This window comes from Sphingomonas sp. FG14, assembly GCF_057809675.1.
Genome location: NZ_JBMDKK010000001.1, coordinates 141,437 through 163,605, shown reverse-complemented (window position 1 = coordinate 163,605; position 22,169 = coordinate 141,437). Strand labels below are relative to the sequence as shown.

General features: G+C 63.8%; 19 protein-coding genes, 1 tRNA gene and 1 riboswitch. Of the genes, 14 read left to right on the top strand and 6 right to left on the bottom strand.

Annotated elements, in window-relative coordinates; genetic code table 11:
- Positions 1–9: 9 nt before the first annotated feature.
- Positions 10–1,389 (bottom strand): O-antigen ligase family protein, encoded by a 1,380-nt coding sequence (locus tag ACODTA_RS00730; RefSeq protein WP_489063803.1) that lies wholly within the window; start codon positions 1,387–1,389, stop codon positions 10–12.
- Positions 1,390–1,534: 145 nt separating this feature from the next.
- Positions 1,535–3,430, bottom strand: coding sequence for a polysaccharide biosynthesis protein (locus ACODTA_RS00725; RefSeq protein WP_489063801.1), 1,896 nt, complete (start codon positions 3,428–3,430; stop codon positions 1,535–1,537).
- A 179-nt stretch (positions 3,431–3,609) separates the two neighbouring features.
- Positions 3,610–3,808: riboswitch (cobalamin riboswitch) on the top strand.
- 81 nt (positions 3,809–3,889) lie between these two features.
- On the opposite strand from ACODTA_RS00725, the gene ACODTA_RS00720 reads away from it, so the two are divergent.
- The 13 genes from ACODTA_RS00720 to ACODTA_RS00660 all read left to right on the top strand — a co-directional run bounded on the left by ACODTA_RS00720 (position 3,890) and on the right by ACODTA_RS00660 (position 19,049).
- Entirely contained in the window at positions 3,890–5,791 is a 1,902-nt protein-coding gene (locus tag ACODTA_RS00720; RefSeq protein ID WP_489063799.1) for a TonB-dependent receptor plug domain-containing protein, read from the top strand.
- A gap of 71 nt (positions 5,792–5,862) precedes the next feature.
- Positions 5,863–6,693, top strand: a complete 831-nt coding sequence (locus ACODTA_RS00715) for an ABC transporter substrate-binding protein (RefSeq protein WP_489063797.1) — start codon at positions 5,863–5,865, stop codon at positions 6,691–6,693.
- A 166-nt stretch (positions 6,694–6,859) separates the two neighbouring features.
- Positions 6,860–7,837 carry a FecCD family ABC transporter permease gene (locus ACODTA_RS00710; RefSeq protein WP_489063795.1) on the top strand — a complete coding sequence of 326 codons (978 nt, stop codon included), beginning with the start codon at positions 6,860–6,862 and terminating at the stop codon, positions 7,835–7,837.
- Complete coding sequence (locus tag ACODTA_RS00705) at positions 7,828–8,616, top strand: ABC transporter ATP-binding protein (protein WP_489063793.1); 789 nt, start codon at positions 7,828–7,830, stop codon at positions 8,614–8,616. Before ACODTA_RS00710 ends, ACODTA_RS00705 begins: the two co-directional genes overlap by 10 nt.
- Positions 8,617–8,676: 60 nt before the next feature.
- The gene (locus ACODTA_RS00700; protein WP_489063791.1) at positions 8,677–9,903 is read left to right on the top strand and encodes an NAD(P)/FAD-dependent oxidoreductase; all 1,227 of its coding nucleotides are present in this window, start codon (positions 8,677–8,679) and stop codon (positions 9,901–9,903) included.
- Between the two features lie 104 nt (positions 9,904–10,007).
- Positions 10,008–11,093, top strand: coding sequence for a 4-hydroxyphenylpyruvate dioxygenase (gene hppD, locus ACODTA_RS00695; RefSeq protein ID WP_489063789.1), 1,086 nt, complete (start codon positions 10,008–10,010; stop codon positions 11,091–11,093).
- Positions 11,094–11,195: 102 nt separating this feature from the next.
- Entirely contained in the window at positions 11,196–12,479 is a 1,284-nt protein-coding gene (gene hmgA, locus ACODTA_RS00690; RefSeq protein WP_489063787.1) for a homogentisate 1,2-dioxygenase, read from the top strand.
- Between the two features lie 141 nt (positions 12,480–12,620).
- Positions 12,621–13,538 carry a sulfate adenylyltransferase subunit CysD gene (gene cysD / locus ACODTA_RS00685; protein WP_489063786.1) on the top strand — a complete coding sequence of 306 codons (918 nt, stop codon included), beginning with the start codon at positions 12,621–12,623 and terminating at the stop codon, positions 13,536–13,538.
- Entirely contained in the window at positions 13,538–15,460 is a 1,923-nt protein-coding gene (cysN, locus tag ACODTA_RS00680) for a sulfate adenylyltransferase subunit CysN (protein WP_489063784.1), read from the top strand. The genes cysD and cysN overlap by 1 nt, the downstream gene beginning before the upstream one ends.
- Positions 15,461–15,469: 9 nt before the next feature.
- The gene (locus ACODTA_RS00675) at positions 15,470–16,201 is read left to right on the top strand and encodes a 3'(2'),5'-bisphosphate nucleotidase CysQ (protein ID WP_489063782.1); all 732 of its coding nucleotides are present in this window, start codon (positions 15,470–15,472) and stop codon (positions 16,199–16,201) included.
- 163 nt (positions 16,202–16,364) lie between these two features.
- Positions 16,365–17,765, top strand: coding sequence for a cytochrome ubiquinol oxidase subunit I (locus ACODTA_RS00670; protein ID WP_489063780.1), 1,401 nt, complete (start codon positions 16,365–16,367; stop codon positions 17,763–17,765).
- Between the two features lie 160 nt (positions 17,766–17,925).
- Complete coding sequence (gene cydB / locus ACODTA_RS00665; protein WP_489063778.1) at positions 17,926–18,930, top strand: cytochrome d ubiquinol oxidase subunit II; 1,005 nt, start codon at positions 17,926–17,928, stop codon at positions 18,928–18,930.
- Positions 18,930–19,049: a DUF2474 domain-containing protein gene (locus ACODTA_RS00660; RefSeq protein WP_489063776.1), complete on the top strand. Its 120-nt coding sequence runs from the start codon at positions 18,930–18,932 to the stop codon at positions 19,047–19,049. The genes cydB and ACODTA_RS00660 overlap by 1 nt, the downstream gene beginning before the upstream one ends.
- Before the next feature lie 25 nt (positions 19,050–19,074).
- On the opposite strand, the gene ACODTA_RS00655 is transcribed toward ACODTA_RS00660, so the two are convergent.
- Together ACODTA_RS00655 and cpdR are read right to left on the bottom strand one after the other, a co-directional pair.
- Positions 19,075–19,149, bottom strand: a tRNA-Val gene (locus ACODTA_RS00655).
- Between the two features lie 93 nt (positions 19,150–19,242).
- Positions 19,243–19,620 (bottom strand): cell cycle two-component system response regulator CpdR, encoded by a 378-nt coding sequence (gene cpdR, locus ACODTA_RS00650; RefSeq protein WP_489063775.1) that lies wholly within the window; start codon positions 19,618–19,620, stop codon positions 19,243–19,245.
- Positions 19,621–19,754: 134 nt separating this feature from the next.
- Between cpdR and ACODTA_RS00645 the strand changes: the two genes are divergently transcribed.
- Positions 19,755–20,615 carry an N-formylglutamate amidohydrolase gene (locus tag ACODTA_RS00645; RefSeq protein WP_489063774.1) on the top strand — a complete coding sequence of 287 codons (861 nt, stop codon included), beginning with the start codon at positions 19,755–19,757 and terminating at the stop codon, positions 20,613–20,615.
- A gap of 178 nt (positions 20,616–20,793) precedes the next feature.
- Here ACODTA_RS00645 and ACODTA_RS00640 read toward each other — a convergent pair whose 3' ends face one another.
- Both ACODTA_RS00640 and ACODTA_RS00635 read right to left on the bottom strand, forming a co-directional pair.
- Entirely contained in the window at positions 20,794–21,360 is a 567-nt protein-coding gene (locus tag ACODTA_RS00640; protein WP_489063773.1) for a cytochrome b, read from the bottom strand.
- Positions 21,361–21,362: 2 nt separating this feature from the next.
- The gene (locus ACODTA_RS00635) at positions 21,363–22,133 is read right to left on the bottom strand and encodes a SapC family protein (RefSeq protein WP_489063771.1); all 771 of its coding nucleotides are present in this window, start codon (positions 22,131–22,133) and stop codon (positions 21,363–21,365) included.
- Positions 22,134–22,169: the final 36 nt, after the last annotated feature.

Genomic DNA, 22,169 nt, shown 5'->3' with positions numbered 1-22,169 from the left:
ATCATCAGACTATCGCGCTTCGCTGCCATGGAATAATGAAGCCATCCAAACGGCGGAAATCGTGAATACCACCGCTATCGACGGAACACGCAACGGATAGTCCACGAAACTCGCCAAGCCCAGCATCAGCACGATGATCGATCCCAATCTGGCGAACAGGATTTCACGCCCCCGTTCGCCCCAGGAACCGAACGCCCGCCAACTCGAAACAAGCCAAAGCCCAAACGCAACAAGCAACAGCGCCAGTGCGGGAGCGCCGCCTGTCATGACCAGCTCGAGCCAGTCATTGTGAGCATGATTGACATATGAAGGAGAAAGCGAACCGTCAGCCTCCGACACCTTATACACCTCCATGAAGGTGCCCAGCCCGGACCCGAAAGGAAAATAGGTTATCAACAAATTCCAGATCGGCCGAAAGATTGCGGATCGCATGCCATCAACCTCATCGGGAGCCAGGAGGCGCTGCAGCGCGCTCGCGCGCGAAAGCAACGCGGTCAGGACAGCCAAGACGGTCGCAGCCAGGCCTATGAAAACAAACTGGGGATCGATCTTGCGAACCTTGCGCTTTGCCGGTTTGGTGACCAATGGCCGTCGATACAGCAACGCTGCGCCCCCTATACCCAAGGCGCCTAGGATCAGGCCAGCGCGCGATCCAGTGACAAGCAAAAGCGGGATGAGGACGCTCCCTCCACCCAAGGCCAGCCATGCGCGAATGCGAGCCTGTTCGACCGAACGAATTCCAGTCGAGGTGTAGATCGCAAGCATCGGGAATATGCTGGCGAGCAATGCAGCCTGATGATTCCGATTGGCGAAGAACCCGACAGCGCTGCCCTCATTCGTAATCTTGTACAAATAGAGCGGCCCGCTGGCAGGCCCCACCGCCTGCAGAATCCCCAGCAGGCCGCTCGCCAATCCGAGCAGGATCATCAGCCCCAACAGGCGATACCTCTGCTCCTTGGTGCAGCGGATCGCGAGTATCAGCGCTGCACCGGGGACGACCAATGAGCACAAGGCATTGATCGTCCGGACAGGTATCAAGCTGAGAGGACGCCATGGGTGGGAGATACCCGCCAGTGCATCCGCTTGAGCGGCAAGCTCATGCCCTGGCAGCGCCGTCCAAAGAAGCGGCGGCAGTGGAATGAGATGCAGGACAAGGAGAGCCAGACAGGCCAGCGCGAAATAGAGCAATACGCGAAACTCGCGGATTTGAGCGTGCTCAAGTCCCCAGATGCCAAAGCCGAGTGTCAACGCCGCCACCGGGCGCAGTATCACGAGCGACTGAACGTCGGCGCGTGCGCTGCCACCTGTCAGGAATGCCAGCACCACAAAGGCCACCAACATCCAGAAAACCCAATCAGTGCGCAGTTTTTGAGAGAATCTTTCGGTCACATGAAACCGTTATCGCAGGAGCGCCCCCACGGACGTGCACAGGCAGTTCCTGATGGCAGCACGGAATGGCAAAAACAAGCCCAGCTTTCAATATGTACGCTGGAAAGCACCGCTCGGAAATTCACCCTGCAATCAACCCGTGTCGTCAAACCCGCTTCTCGTGCCGCAGACGTTCCAGCGCCACGAAATCGAACATCTCATCGGTCGACTCAAACTCTGGAACAACCTCCCTCAAGATCGCGCAGGTCGACAACGGATCACCATTGCGAAGGGCCGTCATAAGTGCTTGCAGCATCCTGTCCAGTTCCAGCCACGCCACAAAACGTTCATTGGCCATCTGGATGCGCGGATGCCCCGTTTCGCGCGAATCCGCTCCGATCAGCAGTTCTTCGTAGAGCTTTTCGCCCGGCCGAAGGCCGACCACCTCGATTTCGATATCGCCATCCGGATTATCTCCATCCCGCACCGTGAGGCCCGAGAGCTCGATCATGTTGCGCGCCATGTCGATGATGCGGACCGGCTCTCCCATGTCGAGCACGAACACCTCGCCACCCTGCGCCATCGCACCTGCCTGGAGAACCAGTTGCGCGGCTTCCGGAATCGTCATGAAATAGCGGATGATATCGGGATGCGTGATCGTAATCGGTCCACCGGCCGCGATCTGCCCGCGAAACAACGGCACGACCGAACCGTTGGAACCCAGCACATTCCCGAATCGCACCATTGAAAAGCGGGTCTCGCCGCCTTCGGCATGAAGTGCCTGCAGGATCAGTTCCGCCAGCCGCTTGCTGGTTCCCATGACGTTCGTCGGCCTGACCGCCTTGTCCGTGCTGATCAGGACGAAACTCGCCACGCCATATTGCCGCGCCAATTGCGCCATGGTGAGCGTACCGATCACATTGTTGCGGACGCCCTCTACCGGATTGTGCTCAACCAGTGGAACATGCTTGTAAGCGGCCGCGTGGAAGATGCTCTCCGGCCGCCACACCGATACGATCTCTTCCATCCGCGCAGCGTCGCAAACCGATGCGAGCAGAGGAACCAGCGGGAAATCGAGCTGCGGCGCTCCTGCCAGTTCCTGATGCAGCGTATAGAGCATGAACTCGCTGTTATCGACCAGCAGCAGCGTCCTCGGTCCGATCGCCGCGATCTGGCGGCACAGTTCACTGCCGATCGACCCGCCCGCCCCGGTGACGAGCACCGTCTTTCCGGCGATATCCCGCGCCAGCAGCGCGGGATCCGGCGGCACCGATGCGCGCCCCAGCAGATCCTCGATATCCAGCTCCTTCAGATCGGCGATGGAGATCTTGCCGCGCGCGATGTCCATGAGCCCGGGCAAGGTGCGAACGTGCAGCCCATATTCCTTGAGATCGCGCACGATTTCCGTCCGCCGCGCACGATTGGCGGACGGGATGGCGAGCAATATCTCGGTCACCTCGGCCCGAACGACGAGATCGCGCAAGGCATGAGGTCCATAGATGGTCACGCCATTCATCGTCGAGTTGGCAAGCGCCGGATCGTCGTCGACGAACCCGACCAGCTGCATCTCGCTGCTCGACCGCATCGCGGATGCAAGCTGACGGCCGGCCGACCCGGCGCCATAGATCAGAACGCGCGGCACCTGCCCTCGCCGCCACAACGCCTGATATGTCTCCCCCAGAAAGGCGCTCGCCAGGGTGCGCGAGCCCGCAACGAAAAGGAACAGCAGGATCGGCTGGATCAGGCCGATCGTTCGGGGCACGCCGGGAATGGCGCCAAGCGTGAACAGCAAGGCGAACGGGATGGCATAGACGGTAACCGCCTTGCCGATGGTCAGCAGGGCGGCTCCGCCGGAATATCGGAAGATCGTCCGGTAGAGACCGAAGCTGACGAAAATCGGCAAGGCAAGTGCGATCGACGCCAGGATGGGCAATACCGGCGGACCTTCGATCTCCACCCATTCGCCGATCCTGAGATAGAAGGCCAGCAGAACGCTGACCACGCAGATCGCTGCATCGACCGAAAGCACGATCAACCGCTTGGCCGCACGAGGCAGAGCCAAGACAGAATTTACGAAGTCACTGGTTTTCAAGATGTCATTAATCCGCTTCCCGAGCGCCCTTTACGCCGAAGCCGCCCGCATCGCAAACGGTCCGCCGCCCTGAATTTACACCACCGTTGTCAATACACGACCATATTCGGCACTTGTCGCTCCCCTTGGCTTTCATGCCGTCCATCGCTATGCGCCCGCCCATGACGGGTTCCCGGCGACGGGATGAAAAGGGAACGGGGTGCGGCCTTTGGCTGAAGCCCCGGCAGCCCCCGCTACTGTAACCGGCGAGCCATCGCGCCATATGCCACTGGGGTTCTTCCCGGGAAGGCGGCGCGAACCAGGCATTGACCCGGGAGCCAGGAGACCTGCCCGTCATCGTCGTTCTTCCACGCGGGCGGGGTGCACCGGGCGGGCGAGGTCCTCCTCGTTTGGCGACATCGTGACGTCGTTGAACGAAGGGACATTGCCGTGAAGACCATTTCGACCATCGCATTTGCCGCCGCATTTGCCGGCACCGCCACGCCAGCGCTTGCCGACGACGCGCCGGAAGACATCATCATCACCGCGATCGGCGCGTCACAGAATGCCGACGAGACCGGCCAGGCCGTCACCATCATCGATCGCGCAGCGATCGAACGCAGCCAGGCGGTGGTCGCGACCGATCTGCTGATGCACACCCCCGGCGTGTCGGTGACGCGCACCGGCGGCCCCGGCGCCGTGACCGCGCTGCGCATCCGCGGTGCCGAGGACGGGCAGACGCTGGTGCTGATCGACGGCGTCCGCGCGGGCGATCCTTCCGCGCCCTCCGGCGCGTTCGATTTCGGGCATCTGATGATCGGCAATTTCGATCGGATCGAAGTGGTGCGCGGCCCCAATTCGGTGCCCTGGGGCAGCCAGGCACTGGGCGGCGTCGTCAACATCATGACGGCGCGGCCAGCCGAGGGGCTGCAGGCTCGCGCACGCGCCGAATACGGCTCCTATGACAGCGTCAACGCCACCGCGCAGCTTTCGGGCAGCAGTGGCGCTTTTTCGGGGTCGATCGGCGGCAACTGGTATCGCACCGATGGCGTCTCGCAATATGCCGGCGGCACGGAACGCGACGGCTTCCGCCAATATGGCGCTAATGCCCGGCTGGGCATCGCGCTGGGCGAGGATTTCGATATCGACCTGCGCGGCAACTTCGCCGACAGCCGCACCGATCTCGACGGGTTCGCGCCGCCGACCTACGCGTTCGGCGATACCGACGAATATTCGACCGCGCGGGAGATCTACGGCTATGCCGGGCTCAATGCCCGGCTCTTCGACGGCAAGCTGAAGAACCGCCTCGCGTTCGTCATCGCCGATATCGACCGCGACAATTTCAATCCCGCTTTCGGCCCCGTGCCCACGTTCCTCGCACGCGGCCGCACCGAGCGTTTCGAATATCAGGGCGATCTGACGTTCTCCGACATGTTCCGCGCCGTGTTTGGTGCGGAGACCGAGACGTCGAAGCTGCTGACCGACGACGGCTTTTCCCGCACCGCCGCAAAGACCGGCATCGACAGCTTCCATGGCCAGATCATCGTCAAGCCGATCGCCGTGCTGACCCTGACCGGCGGCGTACGCCATGATGACCATGAACAGTTCGGCGGCCACACCACGATCGGCGCCAATGCAGCGCTGAAGCTGGGTACCGGCACTTTGCTGCGCGCCAATTACGGCGAGGGCTTCAAGGCGCCCACGCTGTTCCAGCTCGACGCCAGCCTGACCGGTTACGGCAATCCGCTACTCAAGCCCGAACAGGCGAAAAGCTATGATGTCGGCATCCAGCAGACCTTGCTCGACGGCGCGCTCGTCGCCGGCGTGACGCTGTTCCAGCGCCGCACGCGCAACCAGATCGACTTCATCTCCTGTTCGGCTCCGTTCACGGGCATCTGCGCGAACCGCCCCTATGGCACCTATGACAATATCGCCAGGGCGCGTGCGAAGGGACTGGAATTCCTGCTGGAGATGAAGCCGGTCGAGGCGCTCGACTTCACGGCTTCCTACAGCTTCACCGATGCGGAAAACCGCACGCCGGGCGCCAATTTCGGCAAGGAACTCGCCCGCCGCCCGCGCCACACCGTCAGCGCCGCGATCGATTACACGCCGATGGACGGGCTGAGCCTGGGCGCGGACGTGCTGCATGTCGGCGACAGCTTCGACAATGCGGCGAACAGCGTGCGGCTCGATTCCTATTTGCTGACCGGCATCCGTGCCGCTTACGCGATCGACGGACGCTTCACTCTCTACGGCCGCGTCGATAACCTGTTCGACGTGAACTATCAGACCGTCTCGGGCTACGGCACCTTCGGCCGCGCCGCCTATATCGGCGTGCGGGCGGGATTCTGATGTTCCGGAGCGCTTCCCGAAAAAGTGGGAACCGGTTTTTCGGCCAGGAAGCGCTCCAAACATTAAAACTCATGCGCTGGTGGCCGATGATCCTGCCGCTCGCGGGATGTTCGGCTGCCGGCGTGCCTGAAGCGCGCCATTCGACGATTGTTTCCACCAATCCGTGCGCCGATGCGATCCTGATGGAGATCGCGCCGCATGAGCGGATCGCGGCGATCAGCCATTATTCGCGCGAGCCGGGATCGAGTTCGATCGATCCCGCACTGGCCCGCCGATTTCGCGCAACCGCCGGCACTGCCGAAGAGGTGGTCGCGCTTCACCCCGAACTCGTCATTTTCGGACGCTTCGAGCCGGCAGCGTCGCGCAACGCCTATGCCCGCGCAGGGATCCGGACTTTGGCGATAGACACGCCCTCAACGATCGCCGAAGCGCGCGCGCAGGTGATGACGATCGCAGATGCGATCGGGGAACCCGCACGCGGCCGCGCGCTCGTCGCGCGGATCGACGCCGCCGCAACGGCGGCCGCCCCGCCACCCGGCACCGCCCCCGTCCCCGCGCTGCTTTGGCACGCGGGCGGGCTCGTCTCTGGTGCCGGTACGCTCGACGATTCGCTGATGCGCCATGCCGGCTTCCGCAACGCCGCCGCCGATTACGGGCTCGCCTTCACCGGCTATCTGCCGCTCGACCAGGTGGTCGCCGCCCCGCCCCGCGTGATGCTGGCGCCGCCCACGGCGCGCGGCACCGGCGACGAAAATCGCATGCGCACGATGCGCGAGCGCGCGCTGGATCGGGCTGGTACGACTGTACAGGCCGATTTTCCGGAGCATCTGTCCTGGTGCGCCGGCCCGGTCGTCATCCCCGCATTGAAGCGGCTCACCGAGATCCGCCGGGGGATCGGATGAAGAGCGTTTCGACGATACGCCCATCACGTCATTCCAGCGAAAGCTGGAATCCATACGATTCCGAGTGCCGGGAAACAGGCATGGCATGGGCCCCAGCTTTCGCTGGGGTGACGAACAAGAACAGAATAAATCGCCCCCCTACCTCCTCCTTGATGGGAGAAGTTCGGTGAGCCGTACTCTCAGCATCACGCTCACCCTTGCCTTCACATGCATCGTCATGTTCGGCCTGTCGCTGATGGCCGGCAAGGTCTGGGTGCCCTTCTCCGCCTGGTTCAGCCACGATACCGGCTGGTGGATCATCCTGGAACTGCGCCTGCCGCGCGCGATCCTCGCCACCGCGATCGGTGCGGCGCTTGGCCTGTCTGGCGCGGTGCTCCAGGGGTATCTGCGCAATCCGCTCGCCGATCCCACGCTGGTCGGCGTCGCCTCCACCGCCGCGCTCGGCGCGGTCGGCGCGATCTTCCTGGGTTTCGCGCTCTCACCCTTCGTCATCTTCGGCAGCGCGATGGCAGGCGCGGCCTCCGCCGTGCTGCTGCTCGCCATGCTTGTCGGCCGGTACGGCAGCGCGATCGCCTTCATCCTGGCGGGCATGGTGCTCTCCAGCCTGTCGGGCTCGCTCACCGCCTTCCTCATCTCGATCGCGCCCAATCCTTTCGCCACGTCTGAGATCATCTCATGGCTGATGGGTGCGCTCACCGATCGCAGCTTCGATGATGTCGCCCTCGCCCTGCCCTTCATCTTCGCCGGCATGGCGCTGCTTGCTTTCTCCGCGCCCGCGCTCGACCTGCTGAGCCTGGGCGAGGACGCCGCGCGCTCGCTCGGCCTTTCAACCGGTCGGTTGCAGACGATCATCGTCCTGGGGCTGGGCCTTGCAGTCGGCGCCTGCGTCGCGGTTTCCGGCGTGGTCGGCTTTGTCGGACTGATCGTCCCGCACCTTCTTCGTCCGCTGGTCGGGCAGAAACCCTCGGCGTTGCTGCTCCCTTCCGCATTCGGTGGCGCAATGCTCCTCCTCGCCGCCGACAGCCTCGTCCGGCTGTCGCCCGGCGCCGGTGAGATCAGGCTCGGCATCGCGATGGCGCTGATCGGCACGCCTTTCTTCTTCGTCTTGCTCATGAACATGCGGCGGCGGTCGTCATGGCTCTGACCGCTGAATCGCTCTCGCTCAACCTCGGCCGCCGACTTGTACTCGACAAGATCTCGCTGTCTCTGCGTCCCGGCCGCATCACCGTGCTGCTCGGCCCGAATGGCGCCGGCAAGACCAGCCTGCTGCGTTGTCTTGCCGGCCTGCTGCGCCCCGATCACGGCACAACCGCGCTTAATGGCACGCCGATCGCGGCGCTTGCTCCACGCGAACGCGCACGCCGCATCGGCTATCTGCCGCAATCCGCCGAACTGGTCTGGAGTCTGCTTGCGCGCGACGTGATCGCGCTCGGCCGTCATCCGTGGCGTTCTCCCTTCGCCGCGCCGTCAGAAACCGATCGCTCCGCAATCGCCGACGCCATGGCGGCAACCGACACCGAACGCTTCGCAGATCGGCCGGCGAACGAATTGTCCGGCGGCGAGCGCGCCCGCGTGCTGCTGGCGCGCGTACTGGCTGGCACGCCGGAATGGCTGCTGGCCGACGAACCGCTCGCCAGCCTCGATCCCGCACATCAGATCGACATATTGGATCGTTTCCGCGCAGCCGCTGATCGCGGCTGCGGTGTGGTGATCGTGCTGCACGATCTCAATCACGCCGCGCGGATCGCCGACGATGTCGCACTGCTCAGCGCCGGCCGGCTGACCGCGCATGGCCCGGTCGCCGATACGCTCACCCCCGCCGCCATCGGCGAGATATTCGACCTCTCTGTCGAGATATTGCCGGCAGCCAGGGGCCATCCGATGCAGATCGTCACTTGCGGCAGACGCAACTCGGCGGAATAGGTGCTCGAAATTTACGTTACGGAGCGTTAGAGGCTCACGATCTTTCAAGCGGGGGTGCCCATGTCGTCTTATGATGTCCTGATTGTCGGAGCCGGCCATGGCGGCGCGCAAGCAGCGGTGGTGCTTCGTCAACAGGGTTTCGAAGGCAGCATCGCGGTCGTCGGCGACGAGCCCGAAATCCCCTATGAGCGCCCGCCGCTCTCCAAGGAATATTTCTCGGGCGAGAAGACGTTCGAACGCATCCTGATCCGCCCGGCAAGCTTCTGGGCCGACCGCAATGTTGAGATGCTGACGGGCAAGCGCGTGACCGAGGTCGATCCGGCGGGCAAGGCCGTCACGATCGCGGGCGGTGACACGATCGGATACGGCACCCTGATCTGGGCGACCGGCGGAACGCCCCGCATGCTGCCCTGCGAGGGATCGGATCTGGCGGGCGTCCATGTCGTTCGCACCCGCGCCGATGCCGATGCGATGATGGCCGCGCTCGATTCGATCACCGACGTCGTCGTGGTCGGCGGCGGCTATATCGGGCTCGAGGCCGCGGCGGTGCTCAGCAAGTTCGGCAAGACCGTTACCGTGCTCGAGGCGCTGCCGCGCGTGCTCGCGCGCGTCGCCGGCGAACCGCTGTCGCGCTTCTACGAGGCGGAGCACCGCGCACATGGCGTCGATGTGCGGCTTGAGGCCCGGCTCGACGGCTTTGTCGGCGAGAATGGCAAGGTGACCGGCGTCCGCATGGCAGACGGCGAAGTGATTCCGGCGCAGATGGTGATCGTCGGCATCGGCATCATCCCGGCCGTGGGCCCGTTGATCGCAGCTGGGGCCAATGGCGGCAACGGCGTCGATGTGGATCATATCTGCCGCACCTCGCTGCCCGATATCTATGCGATCGGCGACTGCGCCGCCCACGAAAACGGCTTTTGCGGCGGCCAGCGCATCCGGCTCGAATCGGTGCAGAACGCCAATGACCAGGCCGCGACCGTCGCCAAGGCGATCATGGGCGATGCCCAGCCCTATCATGCGCTGCCGTGGTTCTGGTCCAACCAGTACGACCTGCGCCTGCAGACCGTCGGGCTTTCGACCGATCATGACGATATCGTGGTGCGCGGCGATCCCGCCGCCCGCTCCTTCTCGATCGTCTATCTGAAGGGCGGCAAGGTGATCGCGCTCGATTGCGTCAACGCCACCAAGGACTATGTCCAGGGCCGCAAGTTCGTGCTCGAAGGGCTGTCGCCGACGCGCGAACAGCTTGCCGATGCAGGCACGCCGCTCAAGGAATTGCTGGCTTAAGCATCCACTCTATTCTCAAATATCCCGTCGCTCCGCGATCCGGAGCACGTTGACTCGTGCGCCCTGAAGATGTAGTATCAAATGAAACTACATTGGAGCGCATCATGACCGACCTGTTCGAAAATCCGCTGGGCCTGGACGGATTCGAATTCATCGAGTTCTGCGCCCCGGAAAAGGGCGTGCTGGAGCCGGCGTTCGAGGCGATGGGCTTCGAGCGGATCGCGCAGCACCGCTCGAAGGACGTTCATCTGTGGCGCCAGGGCGAGATCAACCTGATCGCCAATTACGAGCCGCGCAGCCCCGCCGCCTATTTTGCCGCCGAGCATGGCCCGTCGGCCTGCGGCATGGCGTTCCGCGTCAAGGACGCGGCCAAGGCTTATGACGAGGCGATCGCGCGCGGCGCCGAGCCCGTCGAGAGCAAGACCGGCGTGATGGAACTGCGCATCCCCGCGATCCGCGGCATCGGCGGCGCCTTCATCTATCTGGTGGATCGCTATGGCGACAATCTGTCGATCTACGACATCGACTTCGTCTATCTGCCCGGCGTCGATCGCCATCCAGTGGGCGCAGGCTTCAAGCTGATCGATCACCTGACCCACAATGTCTATGGCGGCCGCATGGCGCATTGGGCGGCGTTCTACGAGCGCGTCTTCAATTTCCGCGAAATCCGCTATTTCGACATCAAGGGCGAATATACCGGCCTCACCAGCCGCGCGATGACCGCGCCCGACGGCAAGATCCGCATTCCATTGAATGAGGAAGGCAAGGCCGGCGGTGGCCAGATCGAAGAATATCTGCGCGAATATAATGGTGAGGGCATCCAGCATATCGCGCTGATTTGCGACGATCTCATCACCTGCATCGACAAGCTGAAGGCCGGCGGCGTGCCGCTGATGGATGCGCCGCCCGCCACTTATTACGAGATGCTGGAAGATCGCCTGCCCGGCCATGGCGAGCCGACCGAGGAACTGCAGAAGCGCGGCATCCTGCTCGACGGATCGACCGAGAACGACGATCCGCGTCTGCTGCTCCAGATTTTCGCGCAGCCGCGCATCGGCCCCGTCTTCTTCGAATTCATCCAGCGCAAGAAGGACGAAGGTTTCGGCGAAGGCAATTTCACCGCCCTGTTCAAGTCGATCGAGGCCGATCAGGTGAAGCGCGGCGCCGTCGCGAGCAAGGTAGACGCATAAGATCTCCCCTCCCGTTTACAGGAGGGGTCGGGGGTGGGCCTGAACAACCCGCCCCACCCGAACATGCCCATCATTTTTTCCGAAAGCGGCAAGGGGATCGCAATGACCAGTTATATCCCGGGTTTCGGCAATCACGTCTCGACCGAAGCGGTGTCCGGCGCGCTGCCTGAAGGCCGCAATTCGCCGCAGCGCCCGGCCTTCGGACTCTATGCCGAGCAGCTTTCGGGGACCGCCTTCACCGCGCCGCGCCATGAAAACCGGCGGAGCTGGCTCTACCGGCTACGCCCGTCAGCCGAACATGCCCCCTATCGTCCCTATGAAGGCGCCGTGCATTTCTCGCCCGACATCGCGGACGGCCCCCTTTCCCCCAATCGCCTGCGCTGGAACCCGCTGGCGATGCCCGATACGCCGACCGACCTGATCGACGGCATGGCGACGATGATGGTCAATCAGGACGCAGCCTCGCTGGAGGGCGTGGCCGTGCATGTCTATCGCGCCAATGCCGACATGGTGGCGCGCGCATTCGTCGATGCCGATGGCGAACTGCTGTTCATCCCCGAACGCGGCCGGTTGACCTTGCTTACCGAGCTCGGCCAGATCAATATCGCGCCGGGCCAGATCGCGCTCGTCCCGCGCGGCGTGCGGTTCCGCGCGCTGCTGCCCGATGGCGAAGCGCGCGGCTATGTCGCGGAAAATCACGGCGGTCTTTTCCGCCTGCCCGATCTCGGCCCGATCGGCGCAAACGGCCTCGCCAATCCGCGCGATTTCGAAACGCCGGTCGCCTGGTTCGAGGATCGCGACGAGCCCTTCGAGCTGGTTCAGAAATATCTGGGATCGCTCTGGACGACGACGCTAGACCATTCGCCGCTCGACGTCGTCGCCTGGCACGGCAATCTCGCGCCGTGCCGCTACGATCTGGCGAAGTTCAACACGATCGGCACGGTCAGCTACGATCATCCCGACCCCTCGATCTTCACCGTGCTCACCTCGCCCAGCAACGTGCCGGGCCGCGCCAATGCCGATTTCGTGATCTTCCCGCCGCGCTGGATGGTGGGAGAAGACACCTTCCGCCCACCCTGGTTCCACCGCAACGTGATGAGCGAATGCATGGGGCTGATCCATGGAGCCTATGACGCGAAGGCCGACGGCTTCGCGCCGGGCGCGATCAGCCTGCACAATCTGATGGCCGGGCATGGCCCCGACGTCGCGTCGTGGGAAGCCGCGAGCCACGCCGAACTGAAACCTCACAAGATCGACGGCACGATGGCGTTCATGGTCGAAAGCTGCTGGCCCTATCGCCCCACGCGCCACGCGATGGAGCGCGCCGAGCTGCAGGTCGATTACGATACGGTCTGGGGCGGTTTTCCCAAGGCGAAGCTGCCCTGACGCAACGGGCGTCCGTCCCCTGGACGGGCGCCCTTGAACCCATCCCGGCAGTAGCGCGCAACCCTCCCTTTCGCGCCGCCAACTAATCCTGTCTTTTGCTTCCGCCGTCACGCTCCTAACCGGGCAGCATTAATGCGTGACATGACAGGTTTTTTTCGCGTGACTTCGCTGACCCATATAGAGCGGCTAGAGGCCGAGAGCATTCAGATCATGCGAGAGGTGGTATCGGAGGTCGAGAGGCCTGTGATGCTGTACTCGGTGGGCAAGGACAGCGCGGTGATGCTGCACCTGGCGCGCAAGGCGTTTTATCCGAGCCCGCCGCCGTTTCCGCTGCTGCATGTCGATACGACGTGGAAGTTCCAGGAGATGTACAAGCTGCGCGACCGGATGGCGGTGGAGAGCGGCATGGAGCTGCTGGTCTATCGCAATCCGGAGGCGCTGGAGCGGGGGATCAATCCGTTCGACCATGGCTCGCTGCACACCGACATGTGGAAGACGGAAGGGCTGAAGCAGGCGCTGGACCTGCACGGCTTCGACGCGGCGTTCGGTGGGGCCCGGCGCGACGAGGAGAAGAGCCGCGCCAAGGAGCGGGTGTTCAGCTTCCGCTCGGCCAATCACCGCTGGGATCCCAAGAACCAGCGGCCGGAGCTGTGGCGGCTGTACAATGCGAAGAAGGCGAAGGGCGAGAGCATCCGGGTGTTCCCGATCTCGAACTGGACCGAGCTCGATATCTGGCAGTACATCCATCTGGAGAATATCCCGATCGTGCCGCTCTATTTCTCGGCGAAGCGCCCGACGGTGGAGCGCGACGGCCTGCTGCTGATGGTCGACGACGATCGTTTCCCGCTGCGCGAGGGCGAGGTGCCGGTGGAACGCTCGATCCGCTTCCGGACATTGGGTTGCTATCCGCTGACGGGTGCGGTCGAGAGCGAGGCGGCGACCTTGCCGCAGGTCATCCAGGAGATGCTGCTGACGACGACATCGGAGCGCCAGGGTCGCGCGATCGATCATGACCAGTCGGCGAGCATGGAGAAGAAGAAGCAGGAGGGTTACTTCTGATGACCAATCCCTCCTCCTACCAGGCCGAGGCGCTGATCGCCGAGGATATCGATGCTTATCTGGAGGCGCACCAGCACAAGAGCCTGTTGCGCTTCATCACCTGCGGCTCGGTCGACGACGGCAAGTCGACGCTGATCGGACGGCTGCTCTACGACAGCAAGATGATCTTCGAGGATCAGCTGGCGGCACTGGAGGCGGACAGCAAGCGCGTCGGCACCCAGGGGCAAGAGATCGATTTCGCGCTGCTCGTCGACGGGCTTGCCGCCGAGCGCGAACAGGGCATCACCATCGATGTCGCCTATCGCTTCTTCTCGACCGAGAAGCGCAAGTTCATCGTCGCCGACACGCCGGGGCATGAACAATACACCCGCAACATGGTGACGGGCGCGTCGACCGCCGATCTTGCGGTGATCCTGATCGACGCGCGCAAGGGTGTCCTCACCCAGACCCGGCGCCACTCCTATCTCGCGCACCTGATCGGCATCCGCCATATCGTGCTGGCGGTGAACAAGATGGATCTGGTCGGTTATGACCGGCTGCGCTTCGACGCGATCGTCGAGGATTATCGCTGCTTCGCCAAGAGCATCGGCATCGAGAGCTTCGTCGCCATGCCGATCTCGGGCTTCAAGGGCGACAACATCACCGCGCTGTCGCAGAACACCCCCTGGTACAAGGGGCCGACTTTGATGGGGCATCTGGAGACGGTGGAAGTCGACGCCACCGCCGATCAGGCGCGGCCCTTCCGGATGCCGGTGCAATGGGTCAACCGCCCCAATCTCGATTTCCGGGGTTTTTCCGGGCTGATCGCGGCGGGCACCGTCCGTCCGGGCGACGCGGTGCGGATCATCCCCTCGGGCAAGACCTCGCGCATCGCGCGGATCGTCACGCTTGACGGCGATCTCGATCAGGCGGTTGCCGGCCAGTCGGTGACGCTGACCTTGACCGACGAGGTCGACTGCTCGCGCGGCGACGTGATCGCCATCGCCGAGGCGCCACCCCAGGCGGCGGACCAGTTCGAGGCGACGATCGTGTGGATGGCGGACGAGGCGATGCTGCCGGGCCGCTCCTATTGGCTGAAGGCCGGCACGCAGACCGTGTCGGCCAGCGTGCAGGCGCCCAAATACCAGGTCAACGTCAACACGCTCGAGCAGCTCGCCGCCAGGACGCTCGAGCTCAACGCGATCGGCGTCGCCAACCTCTCGACCGACAAGCCGATCGTGTTCGAGCCCTATGCCGACAGCCGCGACCTTGGCGGGTTCATCCTCATCGACAAGATGACCAATGCCACCGTCGCCGCCGGCATGATCCACTTCGCTCTCAGGCGCGCCGAAAACGTCCATTGGCAGGCCGTCGATATCACGCGGGAAGCGCATGCCAGCCAGAAGGGCCAGCAACCGCGCCTGCTCTGGTTCACCGGACTTTCGGGTTCGGGCAAGTCGACCATCGCCAATCTCGTCGAGAAGAAGCTGCACGCGCTGGGCAAGCACAGCTTCCTTCTCGACGGCGACAATGTTCGCCATGGGCTGAACAAGGATCTTGGCTTCACCGATGCTGATCGGGTCGAGAATATCCGCCGCGTCGGCGAGGTCGCGAAGCTGATGACCGATGCGGGCCTGATCGTGCTCACCGCCTTCATCAGCCCGTTCCGCGCCGAACGCGAACTGGTGCGGTCGATGCTGCCGGCCGGCGAGTTCGTCGAGGTGCATATCGACACGCCGCTGGCGGAGGCGGAGGCGCGCGATGTGAAGGGCCTTTACAAAAAGGCGCGGGCCGGCGAACTCAAGAACTTCACGGGGATCGACAGCCCCTATGAGGCGCCCGAAAATCCCGAGGTCCATATCGACACGACCCGCATCACGCCCGAACAGGCGGCCGAACGCATCGTCGAACAGATCGTCGGCGTCTGGAGCCCGGAACTGTGATTCCAGCTCGTGACTGACGCGGAACTCGCCCATGGTCTGGCGGAAGAAGCCGGCAAGCTGCTTCTACGCCTTCGCGAAGGTCATGACGGTGGTAAGGCGCTCGGCGACGAAGGAGATCGCGCTGCCAATCGCCTGATCCTGGATCGGCTCCGCATCGAGCGGCCCGACGATGCGATCCTGTCCGAGGAGGAAAAGGACAATCCGGCGCGCTGCGGCTTTTCGCGCGCCTGGGTAATCGATCCGCTCGACGGCACGCGCGAATATTCCGAAGGCCGCAACGACTGGGCGGTGCATGTCGCCCTCGCGGTCGACGGCCGTCCGGTCGCCGGCGCAGTCGCCTTGCCCGGCCTGGGTCTAACACTCGCCTCCGATCGCCCGCCGGCCCTGGTCGCCGAAGCGGCGCCACTGCGGATGCTGGTCAGCCGCACCCGCCCCGCCCCCGAGGCATTGGCCGTCGCCGAACGGCTGGGCGCGACGCTCGTCCCCATGGGGTCGGCGGGCGCCAAGGCGATGGCGGTCCTGCGCGGAGAGGCGGACATCTACCTCCACACCGGCGGCCAATATGAATGGGACAATTGCGCACCCGCGGCAGTCGCCATGGCCGCCGGCCTGCACGTCTCGCGCGTCGACGGCAGCGAACTCGTCTATAATTGCGCCGATCCCTGGCTGCCGGATCTGCTGATCTGCCATCGCCATCGCGCCGCCGAGATCCTGGCGTTCGTGGCGGACATGAACGCCTGAAGCCCGGCTCGACCGGGCCAGCCAGGGACATAGTGTCCCACCCCCATTGGCCGTGCTTGAGTTTCCCCGGCCGAGAGCGCATGTCCTTCGGGTGAAGAGGCAAGGCTCTTCCGATCCCTGACCTGCGATCAGGGGCCGTCTCCTCTTTCCGGGGGCAGGTCCGATGTTCGACAATGCCGACGCGCTGCTCCTCGCGCGGATCCAGTTCGCTTTCACCGTCAGCTTCCATTTCATCTTCCCGGCCTTTTCGATCGGTCTGGCGAGCTATCTGGCGGTGCTGGAAGGGCTGTGGCTGAAAACGGGCAAGCCGCTGTACCTCGATCTCTTTCGATACTGGCTGAAGATCTTCGCGATCGCCTTCGCGATGGGCGTCGTCTCCGGTATCGTCATGTCGTATCAGTTCGGCACCAACTGGTCGGTCTTTTCGGACAAGGCCGGCCCCGTCATCGGCCCGTTGATGGCCTATGAAGTGCTCACCGCCTTCTTCCTGGAGGCCGGCTTCCTGGGCGTGATGCTGTTCGGCATGAAAAAGGTCGGCCGGAAACTGCATTTCACCGCGACCCTGCTGGTGGCGATCGGCACCTTCATCTCGGCATTCTGGATCCTGTCCGCCAATTCATGGATGCAGACGCCCACCGGCCATGTCGTCGGCGCCAATGGCCAGTTCCTGCCGGGCGAAAGCTGGTGGACGATCATCTTCAACCCCAGCTTCCCCTATCGGTTGGTTCACACCGTCATCGCCGCCTATCTCACCACCGCGCTGGTCGTCGGCGCAGTCGGCGCATGGCATCTGCTCCGCGACCGCGACAATGCCCACGCCCGCAAGATGTTCTCGATGGCGATGTGGATGGCCGCGCTCGTGGCACCAGTACAGATCTTCGCTGGTGACATGCACGGGCTCAACACGCTGGAGCATCAGCCCGCCAAGGTCATGGCGATGGAGGGACATTTCGACAGCCACCCCGACGGCGCACCGCTGATCCTGTTCGGCCTGCCCGACCAGGACGCCCGCCGCGTCGATTATGCCGTGGAGATTCCCAAACTCTCCTCGCTGATCCTCAAGCATGATCTGGATGCGCCGCTCGCCGGACTCGATACGATCCCCGATGCCGATGAGCCGCCGGTGGCGATCGTTTTCTGGTCCTTCCGTATCATGGTCGGGATCGGTTTCCTGATGCTCGGCCTCGGCCTGCTGAGCCTCACCGCGCGCGCGGCCCGCAAACTCTATGACTGGCGACTGTTACACCGTTTCGCGCTGCTGATGGGGCCATCGGGCTTCGTCGCGGTGATTGCGGGCTGGGTCACCACCGAAGTGGGACGCCAACCCTTCACCGTCTACGGCTTGCTCCGCACCGCCGATTCCGTGAGCCCGCTCGCGGCCCCCGCCGTCGGCACATCGCTGCTCGCCTTCGTCATCGTCTATTTCGCGGTCTTCGGCTTCGGCACCTGGTATATATTGAAGCTGATGCACAAGCCGCCGCACAGCGGCGAAAGCGAACCCGACCGCGCGCCCATCCGCACCGCCGGAATAACGCCGGGGCCGGCGACGGAGGGCGGACAATGAGGCACCATGCTCCCCACCCCCGTCATTCCAGCGAAAGCTGGAATCCATACGATCTTCCCAGCTTCACCGGGGCTCCAGGCACGGTATGGATTCCAGCTTTCGCTGGAATGACGGGGAAGAATGGGATTGGTGCAAGGCTCCGACCGACGGGAGGTCAATCATGATAAATCCCGATCTCACCGTCATCTGGGCCTTCATCATCGCCTTCGCGGTGTTCGCCTATGTCGTGATGGACGGGTTCGATCTCGGCATCGGCATCCTGTTCCCGGTCTTCGGCGTTGGGCAGGAACGCGACACTGCGATGAACTCGATCGCGCCGGTCTGGGACGGCAACGAGACCTGGCTGGTTCTGGGCGGCGGCGGGCTGATGGCCGCCTTCCCCCTCGCCTATGCCATCATATTGCCGGCGCTTTATCCGCCGATCGTCGCGATGTTGCTGGCACTGGTCTTTCGCGGCGTCGCGTTCGAGTTTCGCTGGCGCGATCCCGGGCATCGCGCCGTCTGGGATTTCGCCTTTACCGGCGGATCGCTGATGGCGGCGTTCGCCCAGGGCATCACGCTCGGCGCCCTCCTGCAGGGAATCGCGGTCGCCGATCGCCACTATGCAGGCGGCTGGCTCGACTGGCTGACCCCTTTCACGCTGCTGACCGGTGCGGGCACCGTCATTGCCTATGCATTGCTTGGCGCCACCTGGCTGATCTGGCGGACAGAAGGGAGCTTGCAGGAGCACGCATGGCGCCTCGCCTGGCGCCTCGGCCCCGCGACGCTCGCGGCGATCGTCACGGTCAGCCTTGCCACGCCCTTCCTGGAGAGCAGCTATTGGCAGCGCTGGTTCGAGATGCCCAATGTCCTGTTCAGTGCTCAGGTGCCGCTCCTGGTCGCAATCGCGTCCATCCTGTTCTTTCGCGCGCTCAAGCTGCGCCATGAAACCGCGCCCTTCCTGCTCACGCTGTTCATCTTCCTGCTGTGCTTCGCGGGGCTCGGCATCAGCATGTTCCCCTATGTCGTGCCCGGCGCCGTCACGATCTGGGATGCGGCCGCGCCGGAAAAGAGCCAGGCGTTCATGCTGGTCGGCGCCGGCATCATGGTGCCGATCATCTTGGCCTATACCGGTTTCTCCTATTGGGTCTTCCGCGGCAAGGTCGGCCATGAGGGCTATCATTGATGGGTGAGCCCTCTACGCCTTTGTGGCGGCGGCTCGGCTGGATGGCGCTGATCTGGGCGGCAAGCGTCGCGGCGCTGGGCGCCGTCGCTTACGGCCTGCGCTGGTGGCTCAGGCCGTGACATTGTCGGGGTAAAGTAAGGAAAATGGTGGGCGTGGCAAGGATTGAACTTGCGACCCCTGCGATGTCAACACAGTGCTCTACCACTGAGCTACACGCCCACACACCGGCACCGTTAGGTGTTCGGAGGCGCGTCTCTAGCGAGCCATCGCCCCCTGCGCAAGCCCGCGAAACACAAAATCTTCAAAGACGTTTCAAGTGAGCCCGGCAGCGCTGCCAACCTCGAACATCCGGTCGATTTCAAGGACCAGATCGCGCAGGTGGAACGGCTTTGAAAGCACCTTGGCCTGCGGCACCGTCTTGCCCGCCTTCAGCGTGACGGCGGCGAATCCGGTGATGAACATCACTCGCATTTCCGGTGCCAGCACGCTGGCGCGTTGCGCCAGCTCGATACCGTCCATCTCGGGCATGACGATATCGGTCAGCAGCAATTCGAAGCTTTCCGATTCGAGCAACGGCACCGCCGCCGTCCCACGATCGACCGAAGTCACCGCATAGCCGGACTTCTCCAGCGCGCGCGTCAAATACTGACGCATCACGTCGTCGTCCTCGGCCAGCAAGATCCGGATCATCATATTCCCCACGGCCCCACGGCGCCCATCGCCGTCCCCGCGGACCCAGCTTATGCGCTTACCCCTTAAGATTTTCCAGCTTTTGCTTGAGGTCGCATTGCGAGTCGTCGAATCGGCGGTTAGCGTTCGATGCGATGACGCAGCCCTGCGCCCCATTTCTGCTGCATGGTCCCGAGGTGCCGGAATCGCCCGTCATCCTCTCCGTCCCCCATGCAGGGCGCGACTATCCCGACACTTTGCTGGCGATGAGCCGACTGCCCCTTGCGGCATTGCGCCCCCTGGAAGACCGCCATGCCGATCTATTGATCGAGGATGCCGTGGACGCGGGCCATACCGCGCTGGTCGCCACCCGCGCTCGCGCCTGGATCGACCTTAACCGCGACGTGCGCGAGATCGATCCCGACATGATCGATCCCCCGCTGGCGCGCCATGCCGTCGTCCGATCGGCCAAGGTCAGCGGCGGGCTCGGCCTGATCCCGCGCCGCTTGCGCGGCCATGGCGAGATCCTGCGCCACCGCCTGACGCGAGGTGAACTGGATCGACGCATCGCCCAGGATCACGTGCCCTATCATGCGCGGCTGGCGGCGCTGATCGCCGCCACGCGGAAACGATTCGGCGTGGCGGTGCTGCTCGACGTCCATTCGATGCCGCCCCTGCCCGATACGGGCGATCAAGCCCGAATCGTGGTGGGCGATCTGTTTGGTCGCAGCGCGGCGGCGCGCTTTTCCGCGACGATCCAGGATGTCGCGCGTGATGCAGGCCATGTCTGCTCGCAGAACAGCCCCTATGCCGGCGGCCACATCCTGGCCGTCCATGGAGCGCCGATGCGTGGCGTGCATGCGATCCAGATGGAGATCGATAGAGGCCTTTATCTCGACGCCGCGCTCGACGGCCCAGGGGGCGGTCTGGCCGCCTGCCGCATACTGGTGCGCGAAACCGTGCGTGCGCTCGCTGACGAAGCAACCGGTTCCGCCGCCGCCATCGCCGCCGAATAAAAAACCACCTCGTGCTATGGTAGGCACGAGGTGGCCAAGGTTCAGGGAGGAGCACACCCGAAGGTGTGCGAGTGTTGCGCCGCGAAAGGGGGGACACGGCGCCTCACCAACAGCAAGATAGGCTGCCCGTGATTTGCTTTCAAGTGATTGATATCGACGAAATGCTCTAAATCGTCGCTCAGCGGTGGCGAAGCCCGGGAATCATACGTTCCAGCAGGTTCGTTCCGCCTACGAAATGATGCTTCAGCGCCCCCGCGACGTGCAGGATGATCAGTCCGATCGTCGCCAAACCCATGATTTCATGGGCTTCACCGAACGACTCGGCGAGCGCCTTGCCCTGCTCCACCGGCAGCATCGGCACGATGAACAGGCCGAAGAAAGAGATCGGGCGATGCGTTTCCGCCGCCGACATCCACAGCCAGCCGCTCAGCGGAATAGCGATGATGAACAGATAGAAGAGGAAGTGGACGAGATGGGTCAGGCCCTTCTCCCACGCCGCCATCGGCGGCAGCGGCGGCGGACGGTGCGTCAGCCGCCAGACGATGCGGACAAGGCTGAGCGCCAGGACGAGAATCCCGATCGCCTTGTGCCAGCCCATCATGGTGCGCGAGAGGGCTTCGAAATTCTCGCGCACCAGCACGATCGCAATGTTCAGGATGACGAGCAGGCCGATGCTCCAGTGGAGCCAGATGGCGACGCGCGAATAGGTCGATCGCGCCGCCGGGCTTTCGGCCTGCCCGTGCATGGTCAGGCCGCGACCTGGGGCGGAACCTTGTCCGCCTCCATCTGCTGCTGGAACAGGTCGCTCATCAGGCCCAGCGAGTAGAGATGCGCATAGATCAGCGGCAGCAGGCCGCTGGCGTTCATCTTGCGCAGCACGTCGCCGCGCAGCTCGCGCAGCTTGTTCTCGTCGACCATCTGGAAACCGCGATAGATATAGGGCTGCTCGGCGCCCTGCGGCTGGATAGCGACCTCGCCGTCGATCAGCAGCTTGTTGGCCTCCAGCTCCTTCACGAAGGCACCCGTCTTCTGCCAGCTCTGCTCCCACTGCTCGGTGAAGCCGAGGATGTTCTTGACCACTTCGGTCGGCTGTCCGTCCTCGAACAGCGCCTGCCCTTCCTCGAAATCACCGATGATGCCGGCCGACGGATCGAAGCACAGCGAAAGCTCGTCGCTTTCGGGGCGAAGCCGCGCCAGCAGGAAGGGATAGCGGCGGATATAGGCGGGCACATAGACCCGGTTGACCAGCTTGCCCTCGGCATCGACATACATGTTGACGCCTTCGTTGAGGCCCATCAGCGCCAGCGGCACCGGGTTCTCGCCCGCGGTGAAGACGATCGGGAAGAAGCGCTGCACCATCGGGAATTCGTCGACGGTCACCGGAAAGGCATGCTGGCCGCTCAGCCAGGGCGCCGTATCGACCTGACGCGCCTTCCAATCCTTGTGTTCGTTGGACGAGAGCGGAACGAGATCCTGGTACAGAACCGGAAGCGCATTGGCAGTCGGCACGCTGGCCATTCGATATTCTCCTGAAAACGTCTTGATATGGATGGT